Genomic DNA, 17,774 nt, shown 5'->3' on the forward strand with positions numbered 1-17,774 from the left:
ATTGGTTGTTTTTGGGTTTGATCAATTCCACAAATAGGTACCTACCGCTCCCTTGGTGAGCGAGGCTTGTACCGTGCTGCCTTTATACTTGATCACAAAAGTGGTGTTGGAGGCATTATCATTCACCGCTACCAGCACTTTCTTACCATCCGGACGAACAAAGGCCGCCGTATAAATCCCTCCCGCATCATTACTGCCAATACGCACCGACCCCATAGGTACAAATTTGGAGGCATGCGCTATGATGTAGTAACTCACATTACGGGTAAAATTGGTGGTCGTAGCAGTGATCGCGCCTTTACACTCACTGCAACCACCGGGTGTATGTGGATCGTAATTGGGGTCGCTGGCCAGGTTCCATTCAATGATGGCTTTGGCATGATTGCGCGCAGAACCAACGAGCACATTCTTTACATGCCATTGCAGATCACCGGAAAAACTACTATTAGCACCCGTCCATTGCTCCGTGAAATAAAGGTTCTTATCAGGATGGGCATTCTTTACTGTTGACAGGGCAGAAATATCTCCCCCGTACAGGTGAAAAGCGGTTCCATCAATATAGGCCTTCGCTGCAGGATCACTCAGGATCGTAATGGGATAATTGGGGTTGTCACAGTTATGGTCCCAGATGATGATCTTGGCCGTAACCCCGGCTGCCTGAAATGCGGGCCCTAAATGATTTTTCACAAAATCACCCTGCTGACCGGCGCTCATCACCATGCTGGGATTATTCCCTCCGTGCTGGGGTTCATTCTGTACAGTTATGGCATCGATCGTAATGCCCTTTGCCTTCATGGCCTGAAGGTATTTGACAAAATACTGGGCATAGACCGAATAATACTGGGTTTGTAAACTTCCCCCAATGGAACTGCCATTATCCTTCATCCAGACCGGAGCACTCCAGGGAGATGCCATGATCTTGATAGAAGGATTAATGAGAAGAATTTCCTTTAATAAAGGAATCAGGTCCACCGTATCTTTTGACAAACTGAATTGGGCCAAAGTGGGATCGGTTTGCCCGGTAGGAAGATCATTGTAACTAAATACTTCGGGGCTCAGGTCGGAAGCACCGATACTGATCCGCAAATAACTCACCGAAATGGAATTGGCAGCAGTACCAAACAACTCCTGTAACAAACTGGCCTTTTGCGGAGCCGGAAGTTTATTGATCACATAGGCACTGCTTCCTGTCAAAGCAAATCCAAACCCATCCATTGTTTGGTATCGGCTCGCCGAATCCACATCAATCGTGGGCATACCGGCCGTCACTGTACCCGAAACCAAATTACCCTGCTTCTCAACCAATGCGGTCTGGTCACCTCGCGTCACCCAATTCTCCAGGGTGATCGTGGTGGCTACCGGATCGGGTGGATCTCCACCATTTCCACCACTACCCTTCTTACAATTCGAGTTGATCGACACAGCTCCTGTGATCAATAACAGGTACATCATACGCTGCACCCCGCCTTTTCCCTTCATCATAACAGTATATTTATAATTTAAAAAAGCATCATAAAAACAAATCCAAAAATTCAATCCCAAAATCCCGGTTAATCTTTGTTAATCCTGGTCAAGACAGCCATCCTTTCATTATTCCTCCCCACCATCAACTCCTCCACGCCTCCTCTTTTAATCCATTGCAAATCCCGCACTTCTCCTTTTACCGGCGTAACTGAGCCAATGACAAAGGTTTCCTTTTTATTATCATAGTAAAACCGGGTTGGCAACAACGCGTCATATTTTCCTTCATAAGGCAACACGCCATAAAAATTCCCCCCGGCTATATAGGTCGGTTGCTTGGCCGACGGATCCTGCAAGATGGCCATCATCGGTGCCAATTGCAGTTCTCCCGGCAGATCGATGCGGCGGAAACCTCCTTTGCCATCTCCCAGAAAACAGGAAGACCCCAACACTTCCGCTGTTGCTTCTGTATAATTCTTGAACAGGTCATAGAACACGTACTTCACATCCTTACCGGCTACTTCGCTGTACGAGAGGTAGGCCTTTTTCAAAACAGGCAAGGCCCTTTCCAATTCATCCTTGGCCAGAAAGGTGTATTGCTTATCATTGATGGTATAACACATGATCTGCTCAAAAGAACCATTGTTATCATAATCCCGGGTGTAGAGTTTCACAGGACCATTCTTACCGGTCCAGAGTTTACTATTATGTCCCCAGTTACCAGCGAGAAAATCCATATTACCATCGCCATTCACATCGGTCATCAGCAAACGTTGCCAGATGCCTGAACTTCCGGGAAGATCAGTGGTTTCAAATATCCCCTTATTATTCATGTACACTTTAATGGGCATGAACTCACCTGCCACCACCAGGTCGGGCCAGCCATCTTTATTCAGATCTGTAAACTGTGCGTCGGTAACCATACCGATCTTGAGCAGGTTCATTGTGGGTGTAGGTGCCACCTTGAATTTACCCTTGCCATCATTCAGATAGAGATATGAACTCTGCGGCATCCCGTATTTACGTATGTCCGACAAAAACCCAACAAACACATCCAGGTCACCATCCTTATCAATATCGGCCGTCGTTACACAGGATTTATTCTCGGTCATGAATGGTAGGGCTCCCGAAGCAATCTTGAAATGCCCGGTCCCATCATTAAGGTAAAGATGATCGGCTGACGCGTTTTCATTGGCTGGCATTTCATTGCCGCCGCTTACAGTCCAAAGATCAAGGTATCCATCTCCATTGGCATCAAAGAATTCAGCATCTACTTCTTCGCAAACGGCAAAAACTTTGAACAAGGTAGTATCTATGGCCACAAATCGGCCTCCCGCTTGCTGAAGCATCATAGCGCCGGGTTGTCCCTTGGCACCACAAACATAAAAATCATCCAACCCGTCTTTATTCACATCGGCCACGGCTATGCGCGGACCACGTGTACTTTGTTTATGGGGAATGAGGTATTGAATATTAAAATCCACAAATCCATTCTCCTTATGCCGCCAATCCAGGGCCACTTCATCTGTCACGTCTTTGAAGGGAACTTCGTGTGGAGTAAAATAGGTGCTGGCATCAAATATACCTGTAGCATTCTTCTGCTCCAGGTTCAACCGCTGATTGACCGCTACATTTCGCAAAACTTCAAAACGTTGATCAGGCCACACCACAAGAAGGCTATCCACAGTGGTAAGTGAATCCAAGCCAAAATGAAGCCTCGTATCAGAAGAAGATTGAAACCCACGGGTCAGCATCAACTGCTGATACTGCATCCCGTTTTTGGTAAATAGCCAGGTCTTCGCACCAATACCTGTTGTATTTAAGCTATCTCCTTTCAGGGTGAGCGAAAGAAAACTCTTTTTCGCCATCTTGTTCTCCATTACAAAACTGGTGGCATTCAGTACATTGATCACCATGTCCAGGTCACCATCATTGTCGAGGTCGGCATAGGCAGAGCCATTATAAAAACCTTTAAGGCCGCCCGTTCCCCATTCTTTGCTTACTTCGGTAAAACTCAGTTTTCCATCCCCTTTAAAAAAGAATGGGTGTATCGCTCCATCGGGCATGGCCTTGATGGCTTCATCATCAAATTTATCAGTAGCATCCATCCCCTTGGCTTTGAGATCGGAAGCAAAGCGAACATAGTCGAGGTCAACCGGCCGCTTTACGATACCACTGGAAATAAACAGGTCTTTATTTCCATCATTGTCAAAATCCGCCATCAGCGGACACCAGCTCCAGTCGGTAGCGTGCATACCGGCTTGTAAAGCGATATCGCTAAAATAGGCGCCGTTGTTATGGTTTAATTGTAAACAGTTGCGCGACACCTGGTCCTGATAACCATTACCGGTCAGTTTCAGATTGTAGATGTCGTAATTCTCATCGCTACCATAGGTCTTCATGGTCTTCTCATCCGGCGGAAGCATGTCCACCGTAACAATATCGATCATGCCGTCGTTGTTGAAATCGGCGGCATCATTTCCCATGCTAAAGCGGCTGTAATGCCCAAAATGTTGGGCGCCTTCATCCACATATTTGCCATTTTGCTGGTTGATATAGTAGTAATCGTTTTCGTGAAAATCATTTCCCACATAGATATCTTCCCATCCATCATTATTAAAGTCTGCGATACTAATACCGAGACCATAGCCCAGGTTACCCTGATAAATTCCGGCTTCTGCCGATACATCGGTGAATTTTCCTGTTGTCTTCAGATCATTACGATATAACCGGTCCCCCGCCAGTGAATCAGTACGGGTACGATTGGCCGCGGGAACGATATTCGCGTTGGGTTGATGCGATTGATTGAGGATATAACAATCCAGATCGCCATCGTGGTCATAATCAAAAAATGCAGACTGCGTAGTAAAAGCGGATACATTCAATCCGTACGCAATACTTTTATCGGTAAATGTATTGTCCTTGTTATTGATGAAAAGTTGGTTATGACCGGTTAAACCATATTTGTTATTCACCGATGATACATAGATGTCAAGCCAGCCATCGCCATTCACATCGGCCATGGTGGAACCGCTACACCAATCGGAAACACCTTTCACACCTGCTTTCTCACTGATATCTTCAAAGACCATATTGCCTTTGTTGAGATAGAGTTTATTATTCCCTTTCGTATTGGCGGTAAAATAAATATCCGGCAATCCGTCGTTGTTGATATCGCCGGTAGATACACCTCCACCATTATAATAATAGAGATAATATAAAATGCTAAAAAGGTGTTTGTTCTCGAGCTTATTGGTAAAGTCGATCTTTGTTTGCGACGCAGGAAGAATATTGAAAAGTGCAGGTTTTTGTTTACAGGAACTGATCCAGATAAAAATCAATAGAACAGGAAGTATCAGTCTCAAGTGTCGTTTCATAAAATTTATTTGTTACCCAAAACCTTATCGGTCAATTCCGGATAGATCGAGATAAAATGTGTATGCATTCCAGCCTTGGTTGGCACTTGTTCGCCTTGTCGTATCACCATAATGGAGCCCGAAGGCAACTCCGGCATATGACAGCTGGAGCAATTGCTTAAAATTACGGAACCTTTAGTGGCTTTTAGCTTACATTCATTGACATGTAATGTATTATGACAACTTTGACAACGTTGCGCATAAACGGCTGTGTTACCCTTTTCTTTGTCATGCGGAGCATGACAACTCCCACAGGTCATCTGGCTCTTGATAAAACAGGGACTGGCCGCCATCATTCCGTACTGGTTGCCATGTACATCAATATCTGCCACCGTTTTATGTATAGTATCTAAACTAAAGTGATCCCCTAATTTATCCCCTGCTAAAAAGGAAAAGGAGGGGCTGGTCTGTTTCAATTTGCCACCATGACAAACGGCGCAGAGGTCCAACTGCTGCTGTCGGCTAAAGCGGGCGGGATTCAGGGTGAATTTTCCAGCTGTATCCCCTGGATTGCTTTGGTGGTACTCTACATGTTTCAGCGAAGGGCCATGGCATTTCTCACAATCCACTCCGTAAATGATCTCCTTTTTATCAAACAGGTCTATTTTGGCACCCATCCCTGTGGTCACGGTAGCAAAGGTGGAATGACATTCCAGGCATCGCGCGGTCACCGGGCGGCCAAACCTCACCCGGTTGGAATAACCAGGGCTGTTTGTCCATTCATGTACAGAGGTAAAATAGGAGATCGGTAATTGGGCCAGGGTATCTTCCCACCAATACAGATAGGTTTGTCCACGCGTGCCTGAGCCCACCGAAATATCAAAACGACGGGCTCTTTTTTCTACGCCGTGAACGTATTCAACCTGATAGAAGCCATCTTTTCGCTCCTCCATTTTGACCTGGATTAAAGGATTGAAGGAGAAAGAATTGGTCCCCTCTTTGAAGGAGCCAAGGATTGATTGCGGGGATGCCTCGGCGCTGGTTTTAAAATGGGCCGTGTTTATATGCGCGTCATGTATATCGGCATGACAGGACTTACAGGCAGCAGATCCGGCAAAATCGGAATATGCCACCCGGGATTCTTTCTCTTTTTCTTTTGATCCACCCGGTATACAACGGGTTAGCAGAAATACACCGGAGATCATCAAAAAAAGCAAGACATAACGACGACGAAAAGTGGGCAAGCCGGTACTCATGAAAGCGTTCAGGGTTAAGAAAAAAAAGGGCTGACATAATAAATATGTTCAGCCCTTAGCACTGCTTATGCTGCTTGCTTGAAAAAAACGTTACAGTTTGTTCGTATAAAGAGCCAACACCTCAGCATCACTCAGAGCCTTATTGTACAAACGGAACTGGTCGAGACTTCCTTTCCAGGAGGCCATCCAGCTATCCTGGGGACCAGGAAGCGATACGTGCTTGTTCATACCACCCACCACTGCATTGAATACGCTGGAGGGGGTTACTTTGAACTGGCCGTGACCGGTCCACTCAAGGGCTTTGTACAATACACCATCACGATAGATGCTCATGGTCGAAGTGGTTTCGCTATATGCGAAAGCCAGGTGGTGCCAGTTACCATCATAGATGTTAGGCATCCGGTTGGCACCTACAAGCTCAAACCATTTGTCACCGCTGTTATCATTCACATAGAATTTCACAACAGCCGAGTCGGTGGTAGCACCAGAACCCGTGTGGTCAAACAGGATGAACATACAGGTATTGGACCAGTAGTCTTTGTTTGGCAGGGTAAAGGCAAACTGTGCGTTTCCGCCAGTAGGTACCGAGTTCTTTTCCCAAAAGGCAACCGTAAAGCTGGTAGCTGATGAAAAGTCATTTGCACTCAGGTAGTTCAGGGCCGCACCATCAGCACCTTTCAAACCCGTACCGCGCACACCAGGTGTAATACCCAGGGAACTGTTGGGGAAGAAGGAGGGATAACCAGAGATACTATCCTTAAACCGGATATTGATCTGCTTGTCATCCGCTGTGGTTGAATCAAAGCTGGCATAGAAACGCAACGGCGTGGTTGGCGTCACCGGAACATCCTCCGGATAGTCTCCCAGGGCCGGGCGCGAAAACTTCTGACAACCCACCAGCGATACAAAGGGTATCCCGATGAGGAGGAGTTGTGCTATCTTTTTTGTGTTAAGTCGCATATGGACAAGTTTTATGAGTAACGATTAAAGGATTTACCATAAGGGGTTTTGAACCAGAACACCGCCAGACAGATCGATCGCTTTTTGAGGGATCGGATAGTAGTTACAACGAGCGGTATATCCCAGAGGACCCAGAACAGAAAGGGCATCACCCCAACGTACGAGGTCATTGAAACGATAACCTTCCATCGCGAACTCCCAACGTCTTTCATCCTTGATCGCCTGACGCATCTGCGCCTGACTTACAAAGGAAATATGAGGGAGAATACCGCTGGCACCACCACGGGCGCGGGCGCGGATCAGTTCGAGCATGGCTTCGGCAGTAGCGCCATCACCCAACTCGTTGGAAGCTTCCGCTTTCATCAGGATCACATCCGCATAACGAAGCACACGGTGGTTGATCCAGGCGGGATAGCCAGAAGTTTGTGTACCAGTTACCTGACGAACAGCCGGGTCAGAATATACTTTCTTGTTCCAGTATTTCTGATCAAGTGATGTACCAGGACCGTAGACAGGCAGGGTTGCACCAAAACCACCGGTAGCAGGGCCACCATCGAACTGACCAGAATAAAGGATCGTAGCCGCTTTGCGGGGATCGGTATCATCCCAGTCATTCTCCAGTTTATCCGTGGGTGTGTTCCATCCCCAACCCAGGTTCCATTCTTGTGCGGCACCACCCTGACGTACGTTTTGGGAAACACCATAGAAAGAACCATAATCAGGCGTACCACCGGGCCCGAGATAGGCCTGCATTTCCAGAATGGACTCAGGACCGTTTTTACCGGCACCATTCAATCCTTCTTTCCATACATCGATGAACTTGGGAGCCAGTGAATACTGACCGGATCCGATCACGAGGTTACACTGAGCCAACGCTTGTGCCCAGTTCTGACGCCACATATAAGTCTGCGCCCACAAGGTACGAGCCGCTCCATAGGTCAGACGACCAGGGAAAGGGTTGTTGTTTGTGGTACTGTTGAACCAGTTGATGGGGAGCAATTTAACCGCAGAATCCAGATCCTTATCAATGAGGGCAAAGATCACAGCCTCGGTTGATTTGGGTTGAATACCGTCCGAAGCTACAGTATAGAAGTAGTCGATCTTCGGAACAGGACCATAAGCCCTTAACAGTTCGAAGTACGCATATGCGCGGAAGAAATAAGCCTCACCCATGTTCCGTAAGGAGGAGGGATCGGACAAATTATTGATCGAAGCAGTGTGTAACAACTGGTTACACTTGTTGACCATGTAAAAGTGGTCATCCCAATAGGAGTTGGTAGCCCAGTCGTCTTTGGTGTACTGGAAGGTCTCAAACTCTGTTACAACCTCGGCACCATCCGTAGCACTACTTCCCTTTTGGGCATCGTCATCGCGAATACTGTTGAAATCTATCCAAGGCAGGGTATTAAAACCTGCATAGGTATTAAAGATCGCATACAGACCTACTGCCTGGCCATCCAGCTCACTGCCATAATCGTCCAGGGTAGCGGACAAAGGCTTCCGGTCAAGAAATTTCTTACAGCCGGTCACAGTAGCAAACCCAAGGGTCACCAGCAGGAGGCTCCAGAAGATTTTATTGTATTTTTTCATATCCTGTTTCTTTAGTAGTATTAGATTAGAACGTAACATTCAGGCCAAAGGTTGTCACTCTCGGAATTGCACCACCGGCAAAGTCGAAACCAAAGCCGATCGCATCTCCACCATATTCAGCAGTGTATCCTTTGTTCTTTTTCCAGGTCTTCAGGTTCTGCACGTTAGCAAATACTCTCAAACCTTTGATACGGGCTTTGCCCAGGATCTTAGGATCGAAATCATAGCCCAATTGCAGGTTCCGGATCCGGAAATAACTACCATCTTCGATATTGTAGGTAGAACCATTGTAGTTGAAACGGTCAGCCTGGCTGATGATAGGCTCCCAGTTCGAAGTACCCGGTCCATTCCACCTTTCGGTTTTGAAGGCAGGATAATTCACACGCTGGAAGGGAGATTCAAGAGAACCCCATACACGGAACACTTCGTTGCCGTATACTCCACCAAAGTCAACACCCAGGTTGAAACGCTTGTAGTTTGCACTGATCGAACCACCATAGATGAAGTCAGGAGAAGGGTTACCGATTACCACGCGGTCACTTGCATCGATCACACCATCACCATTGGTGTCTTTGAATTTAAAGTCACCAGGACGATATGCACCGAGGGAAGAAGCAGGAGGCGACAGAAGAACATCCAGGTTGGTTTGATACAAACCTTCAACCACATAGCCAAAGAACGAACCAATGGGATTACCCGGCATGGTGCGGGCTTCAGCAGATCCATTGTTGGCATAGGCGCGGATGATCAATCCACCAGGAAGACTCGAGGCCACACTCTTCACTTCATTATCCATGAAGGTGATATTACCCGAGAAATTAATGGTAAGGTCGTTGTTTACTTTCTGTACCCAGCTGGCGGACAATTCTGTACCCCAGTTGCGGATCTCACCACCATTTTCCAATTGGTCATCCAGACCCAATGAACCTAAAGATACATAGGTCATCATGTCTCTGGTGGTTTTGTTATAGTAGTTGGCTTCAAAATGCAGGCGATTATCAAACGCGTTCACTTCCACCCCTACCTCGGCAGCGGCTACAGTTTCCCAACGCAGATCAGGGTTCACCCGATAAGCAGGAAGGGCACCGGTAACGATGTTGTTGCCAAAGGGCACCACCGTACCACCACGCAGACCAGGATAAGAAGGATAGTCACCCGACAAACCGTATGTACTTTGGTTACCCAGTACACCAACGGAAGCCTTTAATTTCAGGAAGTTGATGATGTTCTGATCCATCATGAAATCTTCACGGGTAAGCTCCCAGGCAGCACCTACCGACCAGAACTGCTGATGGCGGTTTTTCTCAGGGATACGTGAAGAGGCATCATCACGGAAAGAAGCATTCAGGTAATATTTGTTCTGATAGTTATACAAGATACGGGCCAGGTAAGAAACCGTTGTGTACTCACTCTGAGTAGAGGAAGCAGCACCCTGGTTTACATAACCAAATCCGTTGCTGATATACCAGAAGCGCTCATCATTCGGGATCGGACGATCCGTAGCACCAGTACCCTGACTGGAAGTAGCGCTCCGTTGGAATGTACCATAATAGAAGGTAGTGAAACCGGCTGTAGCATTGAAGTTATGGCTGCCAAAGGATTTTTTGTAGTTCAGGATATAATCCTGCTGATACTTTTTCCAATCAGCATCAAACTCGCTTACACTGGTACGGTTGCTGTACAGCACGGGAAGGCTGGTACCGGGATCGTACGCATAGAAAAGCGGAGAATAGGTCCGGGAGTTCACATTGCTGATATCGGCATAGAATGTAGAACGGAAATTCAGGTTGCGGAGCAGCGTGATATCGGCATACACACTTCCTACATAACGGTTCTCATAACTAATGTTCTTGTCATATCTGTTTTCCAGTTCCAGCAAAGGATTGACCACACCCGAGTTCTGGAGGGCGCGGAATACATCGGAATACAGGTTTACATTCACGCTATCCGAACCATATGGGTTCTTCACGCGGAAAGGTTTTGTGCCTGAAGAAATATGAGGCATCACTTTGCGTGCATCATCCAATACCGCTGTGGCATTGTAAGGGTTACGCTGGCGGGAGGCATTCAGGTTTACACCGAGTTTGATGCCTTTGCTTACGCGGAACTCATCGTTCAGAGAAAGCGTCATACGCTGAAGGCGCTCATGTTGAATGATCCCTTCATCAGAGATATAACCCAGTCCAAAGTTGAACTTGTTGGTTTCGCTGGCGCCGGCAATGCTCAGGTTATTGGTGCTGAACTTACCGGTGCGGGTTACCGCATCGATCCAGTCAGTATTGTTACCGCCTTTGATTGCATTGTAGTTAGGAGTAGGAATACCGTTGTTGGCATTTTCCTCGTCAAACAACTCATCAAAAGTATTGGCATCTACCATTTCGATCTTATCCACCAGGGTTTTGAAACCGTAAGTGGTATTGAAATTGATAATGGTTTGACCTGCCTTTGCACGTTTGGTAGTGATCACGATCGCACCAGTGGCACCGCGTACACCAAAGATGGCGAGTGAAGAAGGATCCTTCAGGATCTCCATCGATTCGATATCGTTCGGGTTCAGGTAATTGATATTGTCTTGCAAAACACCATCTACTACATACAATGGTTTCAGGTTACCGATCGAGGTGGTACCCCGAATCCGGATATCCGGTTCAGCACCCGGTGTACCATTGTTCACTACATACAGACCAGCCACTTTTCCTTGCAGGGAAGCTACGGGGTTGGTATTGGGTTTATCGGCCACTTCTTTACCAGATACTTTCACGATCGAACCGGTCAGGTCACGCTTGCTGGCGCTACCATAGCCGATCACAACCACCGCATCCTGGATCTTTACAGAAAGGTCAAGAGATACATTGATGGTTGATTTACCTACTACAGAAACTTCCTGGTCCTCATAGCCCACATAGCTGAACACCAAAGTGGCGTCATCGGGAACGGTGAGGGAGAAATTACCATTGGCATCGGTGGTTGTCCCGGTACGTGAACCCTTGATCGTTACGGATACACCCACCATCGGGTCACCCGTCGCGCTGGTCACCTTACCGCTAACCGTCTTGTCCACTACATCAATGTCCGTGGAATTCAGGTTCGATTTTAAAACCACCAGGTTGTTATTAATGATTTTGTACCCAATGCCTGTATTTCCCAATACCTCTCTCATCACTTCGTTAAGAGGGGCGTTGGAAACGTCCACGCTGACACGGGGTTTATTGCGGACCACATCCTCACTGAAAAGGAAACGATAACTCGTCTTCTTTTCAATGGCGAACAAAACCTTTTTCAATTCGGCTTCGTTCATTTTAAGGGTGATCTTATCCTGCGAAAACGTCCTGGCGGAAAGCTGCATGCAGAATAACGTCAAGAAAGCAAGCGTCAGTTTCATAATGCGGACAGTTTTAAGAAACACAGAGTGGGCAGGAGAAAAAGCTACATTCTCATAATTTTTCATACATTTAAATTGTAGGGTTAATGCGTATTCCAATTAGTGTTAACCTGTGAGGGTCCCGCTGCAACGGGCCCTCTTTTTTTCCCTGTTCCTAAGATGTGTTTTGCGTTTTGGTCATATGGCATAAGCTTATTTGTGAACAAAGATTCTGTCGTTTACTCTTTCATACTTGAACGGCGCGGTGAACGTCAGGGCCTGCAGTGCTTCATCGATCGTTTCATCACTAAAAGTGCCCGATAATTTCATGTCTGCCAGTTCAGGGTCACGGATCTCAATAAATACATTGTACCATCTTTCCAGTCTTTTCGCCAGATCGCTAAAGGTTTCTTCCCTGAATACCAACCGGTTCTCCACCCATACCGTTTCCACCAGTGTACTATCTTCTATATTGTAGCGCAGTGGGCGGATCAGGATCTCGGGACGAATAGCTGGTCTTTTGCTCGCGATCTTCTCGGCTTCCTGTTCGCGGTGGTTTTGAACGACCAGCTTCTCGTTTGGCGAGAGGATGATCTTATCATTTGGCCGGTCTTTCACCGACACTTCCACGCTACCGCGGATCAGGCTTGTCTCTGTCGTCTTGTCTTCGGGGTAAGCTTTTACATTAAATACGGTTCCCAGTACCCGGATGTCGATCGTTTTGGTGTGGATGAGGAAGGGTTTCGAAGGATCCTTTACCACATCAAAATAACCTTCTCCGGTCAGCTCTACTTCCCGAAGGGTTTTGCCAAATTGCTTGTCGTAGGTCAGTTTCGATCCGGCATTCAGCCAAACGATCGACCCATCGGGCAGCTGCACTTTTGATTTCGAACCCGGACGGGTTGAGATCACATTTTGGTCGGCTCTGGCCAGCGGGGCGGCTTCTTCGCTGTCTCTTGACTGAAACAACCAGTAAGCGCCCAGGGTAAATACCAGCACCGCTGCGGCGGCTGCCATCCACCGGAACCAGCGGGGGTTCCTGGTTTCATTGTCAAAGAAATAGGCGTCAGAAGGGTTGGTTTCCGTTTCATTATTGAAGAGTTGGCTTTCCTTAAGTCTTTGAAGATGAAGTAAGTATGCGTCCTCTCCCTCTTGTGTAGGTTGTTCAGCTTTAAGTTTCCAAAGGTCTTCCAGGTTCTGAATCGCAAACTGCCATTCAGGGTGTTCCAGGATCATGGATTCCAGATCCTGAAGCTCCTCCGTGGAGGCTTCCTGGGCAAGCTTTTTCGACAAAAGAATCCAGAATTTTTCCTGGCTCATGAACCTTTGGTGTTGGTAGTAAAGAGGAAAGACAGTAAAACTCAGTAGATACCCCTAAAGGAATTTTAACTTTTTTTTGCGGGTGCCGTTTTCTCCTCCTCTTTTACCTCCAGTTGCATGCATTTGCCGATCCGGCGAAGCGCTATAGCCATTTGAGCCTCAACGGTTTTCACTGAAATTCCGAGCAGCTCGGCCACCTCTTTGTAGCGGAGTCCGTCTTCTTTAATTAATTTAAAGACCATCCGGCATTTAGGCGGTAGCGTATTAATGGTATTATTAATGTATTTGAGCATTTCCGCCGTCATCATCAACTTTTCCGGGTTGAAATACACGGAGTTGAGTTGAACCATCCAGTGTTCGGGGGATATCTGGCGGTTCTTTTTATCGCTGTTGAGGCGATTGATGCTTTGGTTTTTAACGGCGGTAAAGAGGTAGAACAGGGGCGATTCGACCTGGGCCAGTTGGACACGTTTTTCCCAGATCCGCATGAAGACATCGGAGACAACTTCTTCGGCGTCGTATTTTGATTTGAGTATGGAAGTGGCGAACGAGCTTAAGCGGCCGTGCATCATCAGGAAGAGCTCCTTATATGCAGACTGGTCATCATGCACGGCAATCTCACTAAGCAAACGCTTTATTTTATCATTCTCTGGCATTAAGCAAGCAATAAGCAGTAAACAAGCAATAAGCGCTATAAAAGTAGTTATTTATTAATGAATTGGACAAGCAAATACCGTAATTTTTCTATTTTTGCCCTCCGCGAGGTATTCAGCGTCAAACCAGACACTTGAATCTTTTTCGCCGGACCCTTAGCTCAGACGGTTAGAGCATCTGACTCATAATCAGAGGGTCGTTGGTTCGATCCCAACAGGGTCCACTTAAAAATGAGGCAGTTACACTTGTTAAGTTTGTAACTGCCTTTTTTGGTACATACAGCGTACATACAACCAAGAATTTCCCGGTTATTACAAACAAACCTTCACATTCTTAAACTCCCCCTCGGTAATTGTGTTCTGAGTAGAGGTTCCCTCCTTTACCAGCGTCCCTGAAAACGTTCCATCAGCATAACCACCCGCTAGCTTGCTTATAGTTACTGTGAATTGTTGCCCAACATACCCTGTTGGCGAGCAAGAAGCACAAAACCCAGTTTTGGTTGGATACCAAGAAACGACGTTTCGAATCCCGGTTGTGTTAGAATAAGTCTGTTGAGTTAACCCTCCTGTATTTAGAATAATCTTCAATAAGGTTTCCCCTTCATCATTGTAATAATAATTTTTGGTTGCATGGAGGGTAACCGCATAGCTTGTATTCAACAATGGATTTGGATTGGTTGCTGACCCCCCGGTTAGCTGTTCAATTCTGATAACTGAACCTTCCTTGCTACTTTTGGTGAGTGACCCAGTACATTCGATTAACTCCCCGTTAATCCTATACTTAAAATATGTTTCGGGCTCATCACAGTTTGAACTAAGTCCGCCAGAGTTGTTTTCGTTCTTTGAACAGGAAAATACAAGGAACATACCCCATGATAAGGCTAATAGAAGAAAAATCTTGCTTCTTTTCATAAAAATGTTGTTTAGGTAAAAATACAAAAATGTGGGCTATAACTCACTTTTCTAATTCTACTTATACCTGACCTTTTAATCATGGAAAGAAAGTACCAGGAGCAATTTAAGGTTCTAGGTGAAAAAATAAGAGATCTTCGAAAATCCAAAGGACTATCTCAATTGGATTTGGAACTTGAATCAGGAATAAATCGAACAGAAATTAGCCGCATTGAAAACGGAATAAAAAATATAGAGCTCTTAACTTTATTCAAAATAAAAGATGCATTAAAAATAGAAATTCACGAGTTATTCGTAAAATAGGATATAAGATTAATCACTAATGTTTAAAAAGTCGTTCTCCACAATTTTAGTCACTTGCCTATTTTTTACATAAGTCCAATTTCTTCCTTCCCTAATTATTAATCTTGTTTGCTTTTCATTAAATGCCCTTGTTATGAATGATATCTCAGTATCCCCGTATTTTACAATTGACATTCTATTATATTCCAAATGAAGAAACCAATTATTTAGTTCTTTAATACTAAATATTTTGTACTTGTTATGGTTGTGAACTTTAACATCAGAGAAATAATGATGTAAGTCTAAAATTACACTATCTTTTAGAAAAATGACTGTAGCTGTAATGCTAGTATCCTCAAGATAGTTACCAGAAGCACAATTCAACCAGATATTGTCTACATCTGCTGTGCTCATATCGATTTCTTGAAACTTCCGCTTACGAAATGAAATGAAATACGGAAGATTGAGCATTTCATAAAGCTTCTTAAAAGGCACGTTACTCTGAGTTATTGTAAATGTATATACATTGCGTTGGTCTGTTCTAGATACGAAACTCGCAATATTTGTCCCCCCTAATACTTTACCTATAAATTTGGGAGCAATTGAATCAAAGGAGTTTTTCGATAATAGGAAATTCTGTTTAACTAATATATCAAGAGGCAATAAGGGATACCTTCTTTCTGAAACATTCTTAAGCTCGATCTTTTGAGAGAACTTATTTGAGAAAAACAAAAAAGAAACTGCCAATACCCCTGTAAATACAATATTTTGTTTAGACAGGACTTTTGTTGATTCAAGATCTAAAAATGAAACTACTCCAAAAGCAACGGATGAGATTATTCCTAATGTATCAGCTATAATTATTGCAATCTCAAGAAGTTCATTATTTACTGAATTTAGTACATAATAAGAAATGAATAAAAGGAGAGCCAAGATCAAAACCAATATTATTGAATAAATTCTATTTATCCTTCTAGAGGAATTCTTTTCAGCATTGTTCCTTCTGAATTGTATTTGCTTTTTTGCTCTGTTAATATTCCTTTTCATCTTCAAACAAAATTAAATCAGTCTATTATTCTTAAATAGTTATTTAGATGGTATTTACATGAATGAAGTCGAACTATTTCAATATAAATTTAAAGAAATAGGGGACTGGTTGTCGCCCCCCTCCCATAATGCCAAATTTTAATAATTTATAAACTTCCCAGATTTCCTATATCCTACCATCATCGGCAAAGCTAATGTATGCACCTTCCTTTGGTGCTAATATCAAATGGTCCAGTACCTTTATGTCCATGAGATTGGCAGCTTCTTTTACCTTTTCGGTAAGGTTGATATCCGGCTGAGATGCCTTTAGGTTTCCAGATGGGTGATTATGGGCTAAAATTATGCCGGTAGCAGCTGATTTTAGGGCCACCAGTAATATCAATCGTGGATCCACTACAGTACCTGTAATTCCACCCAAAGACAATTTATAGACACCAATCACCTGATTAGCCCGGTTTAAATACATGGCGTAAAACTGCTCCTGCAGGCCTATGGTATCATGATCGAAAAACTCCCTGAAAATCTTCTCAGCATCTTGGGATTGGGTGATGGGGGGACCACATTCCTTTTTGGGGGTGTAGGAAACCTTGATTTCAGCAATGGATAATAACTGTTTCATAAATAAAAAACCCCTCACATTGGAGGGGCTGAGTTTACTCGGTTAAAAATGGTTACATCATCTGGGTTTGGAGAAGCTCTGCTTTCCGGCTGGTGAAATCTCCTTTCAATAACTGCTGAAACCGGGGGTTCTGGTCATACAGTACCCTTAATGCTGCATGGCTTGGGGTGCGTTGAATAATGGAACGGAATTCCTCTATCTCGTCAACCAGTTCACCTTCCATGCACCAGGCTTTGATCGTTGAACCAACAGCCTCGTTAAGCCCAATAACACCATTCTTGGTAAATAGCCCAGTACGATCCTTGGAAGCTACCCCCATCCCGTTGTTCTGCAAGTCGAACACAAGGGTAAACTCATAGTCCATGCCATCCCGGGTTATTCCTTTCAGCCCCACTTTTTCTGGTACCATCTTCCCGTTCTTCTCCGCAATTACATAATCCTGCTTTGTGCGGATAGTACTAATGATATGCGCCTTGGATTGAAGCATCCGCTGAACGAATGCGTTGTGGCGCGGGGTTAACTTCCCCCAATTAGTGAAGGAATTGCCCACCATTTGGCTATGGGAATCCAGCACACCGCCCGCACCCTCCCACTCATGAGAAATAGAATCAATGATAATGGCCTCCATACCCGCATTCTCACAGAAATTAAGGGCTGAAATGTACCGTTCCGGGGTAAACGGTGGTTCTAAATTGAGGACGTTGTAGGACCCCAAATGAGCGTACAGGGAGGCTGAATGATTCTCCGTATCGATTACGGCCACTCTTCCCCAATCACCAGTCAATCCAAAGGCAATCATAAGAGCCCCCATGGTTTTACCCGAACCACTGGGACCCTGCAATGCCATCTTCATACGCGCCTGGTACCGTTTTGCTTGTTTTAATTCCATAAAAAACAAATTTTAAAAGTTTGGTGAATAAAAAAGCCCCGGGAGAAATTGACCCCGGGGGTGCATGG

The 17,774-nt window shown here is 45.2% G+C and carries 13 protein-coding genes and 1 tRNA gene; 2 read left to right on the forward strand and 12 right to left on the reverse strand.

Going from position 1 to position 17,774, the window contains the following annotated elements:
• Positions 1-21: 21 nt before the first annotated feature.
• The 8 genes from J0M30_01295 to J0M30_01330 all read right to left on the reverse strand — a co-directional run bounded on the left by J0M30_01295 (position 22) and on the right by J0M30_01330 (position 13,960).
• Entirely contained in the window at positions 22-1,479 is a 1,458-nt protein-coding gene (locus tag J0M30_01295; protein ID MBN8666106.1) for a glucosylceramidase, read from the reverse strand.
• Positions 1,480-1,550: 71 nt separating this feature from the next.
• Positions 1,551-4,838, reverse strand: a complete 3,288-nt coding sequence (locus J0M30_01300) for a VCBS repeat-containing protein (GenBank protein MBN8666107.1) — start codon at positions 4,836-4,838, stop codon at positions 1,551-1,553.
• Positions 4,839-4,843: 5 nt separating this feature from the next.
• Positions 4,844-6,073, reverse strand: a complete 1,230-nt coding sequence (locus tag J0M30_01305; protein MBN8666108.1) for a hypothetical protein — start codon at positions 6,071-6,073, stop codon at positions 4,844-4,846.
• A gap of 90 nt (positions 6,074-6,163) precedes the next feature.
• Positions 6,164-7,033 (reverse strand): LamG domain-containing protein, encoded by an 870-nt coding sequence (locus J0M30_01310; protein ID MBN8666109.1) that lies wholly within the window; start codon positions 7,031-7,033, stop codon positions 6,164-6,166.
• Positions 7,034-7,066: 33 nt separating this feature from the next.
• Positions 7,067-8,623, reverse strand: coding sequence for a RagB/SusD family nutrient uptake outer membrane protein (locus J0M30_01315; GenBank protein MBN8666110.1), 1,557 nt, complete (start codon positions 8,621-8,623; stop codon positions 7,067-7,069).
• Positions 8,624-8,648: 25 nt separating this feature from the next.
• Positions 8,649-12,005 carry a TonB-dependent receptor gene (locus J0M30_01320; GenBank protein ID MBN8666111.1) on the reverse strand — a complete coding sequence of 1,119 codons (3,357 nt, stop codon included), beginning with the start codon at positions 12,003-12,005 and terminating at the stop codon, positions 8,649-8,651.
• A 192-nt stretch (positions 12,006-12,197) separates the two neighbouring features.
• On the reverse strand, positions 12,198-13,304 hold the full coding sequence (locus J0M30_01325; GenBank protein ID MBN8666112.1) for a FecR domain-containing protein: 1,107 nt from the start codon (positions 13,302-13,304) through the stop codon (positions 12,198-12,200).
• A gap of 65 nt (positions 13,305-13,369) precedes the next feature.
• The gene (locus tag J0M30_01330; protein ID MBN8666113.1) at positions 13,370-13,960 is read right to left on the reverse strand and encodes an RNA polymerase sigma-70 factor; all 591 of its coding nucleotides are present in this window, start codon (positions 13,958-13,960) and stop codon (positions 13,370-13,372) included.
• A 147-nt stretch (positions 13,961-14,107) separates the two neighbouring features.
• Here J0M30_01330 and J0M30_01335 point away from each other — a divergent pair.
• A tRNA-Ile gene (locus J0M30_01335) sits at positions 14,108-14,181 on the forward strand.
• A gap of 88 nt (positions 14,182-14,269) precedes the next feature.
• Here the strand turns inward: J0M30_01335 and J0M30_01340 are convergent.
• Positions 14,270-14,869, reverse strand: a complete 600-nt coding sequence (locus J0M30_01340) for a hypothetical protein (GenBank protein ID MBN8666114.1) — start codon at positions 14,867-14,869, stop codon at positions 14,270-14,272.
• Between the two features lie 81 nt (positions 14,870-14,950).
• Between J0M30_01340 and J0M30_01345 the strand changes: the two genes are divergently transcribed.
• Positions 14,951-15,172 carry a helix-turn-helix transcriptional regulator gene (locus J0M30_01345; GenBank protein ID MBN8666115.1) on the forward strand — a complete coding sequence of 74 codons (222 nt, stop codon included), beginning with the start codon at positions 14,951-14,953 and terminating at the stop codon, positions 15,170-15,172.
• 9 nt (positions 15,173-15,181) lie between these two features.
• Here J0M30_01345 and J0M30_01350 read toward each other — a convergent pair whose 3' ends face one another.
• From J0M30_01350 to J0M30_01360, 3 genes are all read right to left on the reverse strand, one after another.
• Positions 15,182-16,198 (reverse strand): hypothetical protein, encoded by a 1,017-nt coding sequence (locus J0M30_01350; GenBank protein MBN8666116.1) that lies wholly within the window; start codon positions 16,196-16,198, stop codon positions 15,182-15,184.
• Between the two features lie 166 nt (positions 16,199-16,364).
• The gene (locus J0M30_01355) at positions 16,365-16,817 is read right to left on the reverse strand and encodes a JAB domain-containing protein (GenBank protein ID MBN8666117.1); all 453 of its coding nucleotides are present in this window, start codon (positions 16,815-16,817) and stop codon (positions 16,365-16,367) included.
• A gap of 52 nt (positions 16,818-16,869) precedes the next feature.
• A complete protein-coding gene (locus J0M30_01360; protein MBN8666118.1) occupies positions 16,870-17,664 on the reverse strand; it encodes an AAA family ATPase in 795 nt (264 codons plus the stop codon).
• Positions 17,665-17,774: the final 110 nt, after the last annotated feature.

Source organism: Chitinophagales bacterium (assembly GCA_017303415.1).
In the GTDB taxonomy this organism is placed as follows: Bacteria; Bacteroidota; Bacteroidia; order Chitinophagales; family Chitinophagaceae; genus SpSt-398.

What these genes read in the sequence shown, in the direction of transcription:
- J0M30_01295 (MBN8666106.1), bottom strand. Translation starts at nt 1,479, where the DNA reads ATGAAGGGAAAAGGCGGGGTGCAGCGTATGATGTACCTGTTATTGATC.
- J0M30_01360 (MBN8666118.1), bottom strand. Translation starts at nt 17,664, where the DNA reads ATGGCATTGCAGGGTCCCAGTGGTTCGGGTAAAACCATGGGGGCTCTT.
- J0M30_01320 (MBN8666111.1), bottom strand. Translation starts at nt 12,005, where the DNA reads ATGAAACTGACGCTTGCTTTCTTGACGTTATTCTGCATGCAGCTTTCC.
- J0M30_01355 (MBN8666117.1), bottom strand. Translation starts at nt 16,817, where the DNA reads ATGAAACAGTTATTATCCATTGCTGAAATCAAGGTTTCCTACACCCCC.
- J0M30_01305 (MBN8666108.1), bottom strand. Translation starts at nt 6,073, where the DNA reads ATGAGTACCGGCTTGCCCACTTTTCGTCGTCGTTATGTCTTGCTTTTT.
- J0M30_01340 (MBN8666114.1), bottom strand. Translation starts at nt 14,869, where the DNA reads ATGAAAAGAAGCAAGATTTTTCTTCTATTAGCCTTATCATGGGGTATG.
- J0M30_01315 (MBN8666110.1), bottom strand. Translation starts at nt 8,623, where the DNA reads ATGAAAAAATACAATAAAATCTTCTGGAGCCTCCTGCTGGTGACCCTT.
- J0M30_01330 (MBN8666113.1), bottom strand. Translation starts at nt 13,960, where the DNA reads ATGCCAGAGAATGATAAAATAAAGCGTTTGCTTAGTGAGATTGCCGTG.
- J0M30_01325 (MBN8666112.1), bottom strand. Translation starts at nt 13,304, where the DNA reads ATGAGCCAGGAAAAATTCTGGATTCTTTTGTCGAAAAAGCTTGCCCAG.
- J0M30_01345 (MBN8666115.1), top strand. Translation starts at nt 14,951, where the DNA reads ATGGAAAGAAAGTACCAGGAGCAATTTAAGGTTCTAGGTGAAAAAATA.
- J0M30_01350 (MBN8666116.1), bottom strand. Translation starts at nt 16,198, where the DNA reads ATGAAAAGGAATATTAACAGAGCAAAAAAGCAAATACAATTCAGAAGG.
- J0M30_01310 (MBN8666109.1), bottom strand. Translation starts at nt 7,033, where the DNA reads ATGCGACTTAACACAAAAAAGATAGCACAACTCCTCCTCATCGGGATA.
- J0M30_01300 (MBN8666107.1), bottom strand. Translation starts at nt 4,838, where the DNA reads ATGAAACGACACTTGAGACTGATACTTCCTGTTCTATTGATTTTTATC.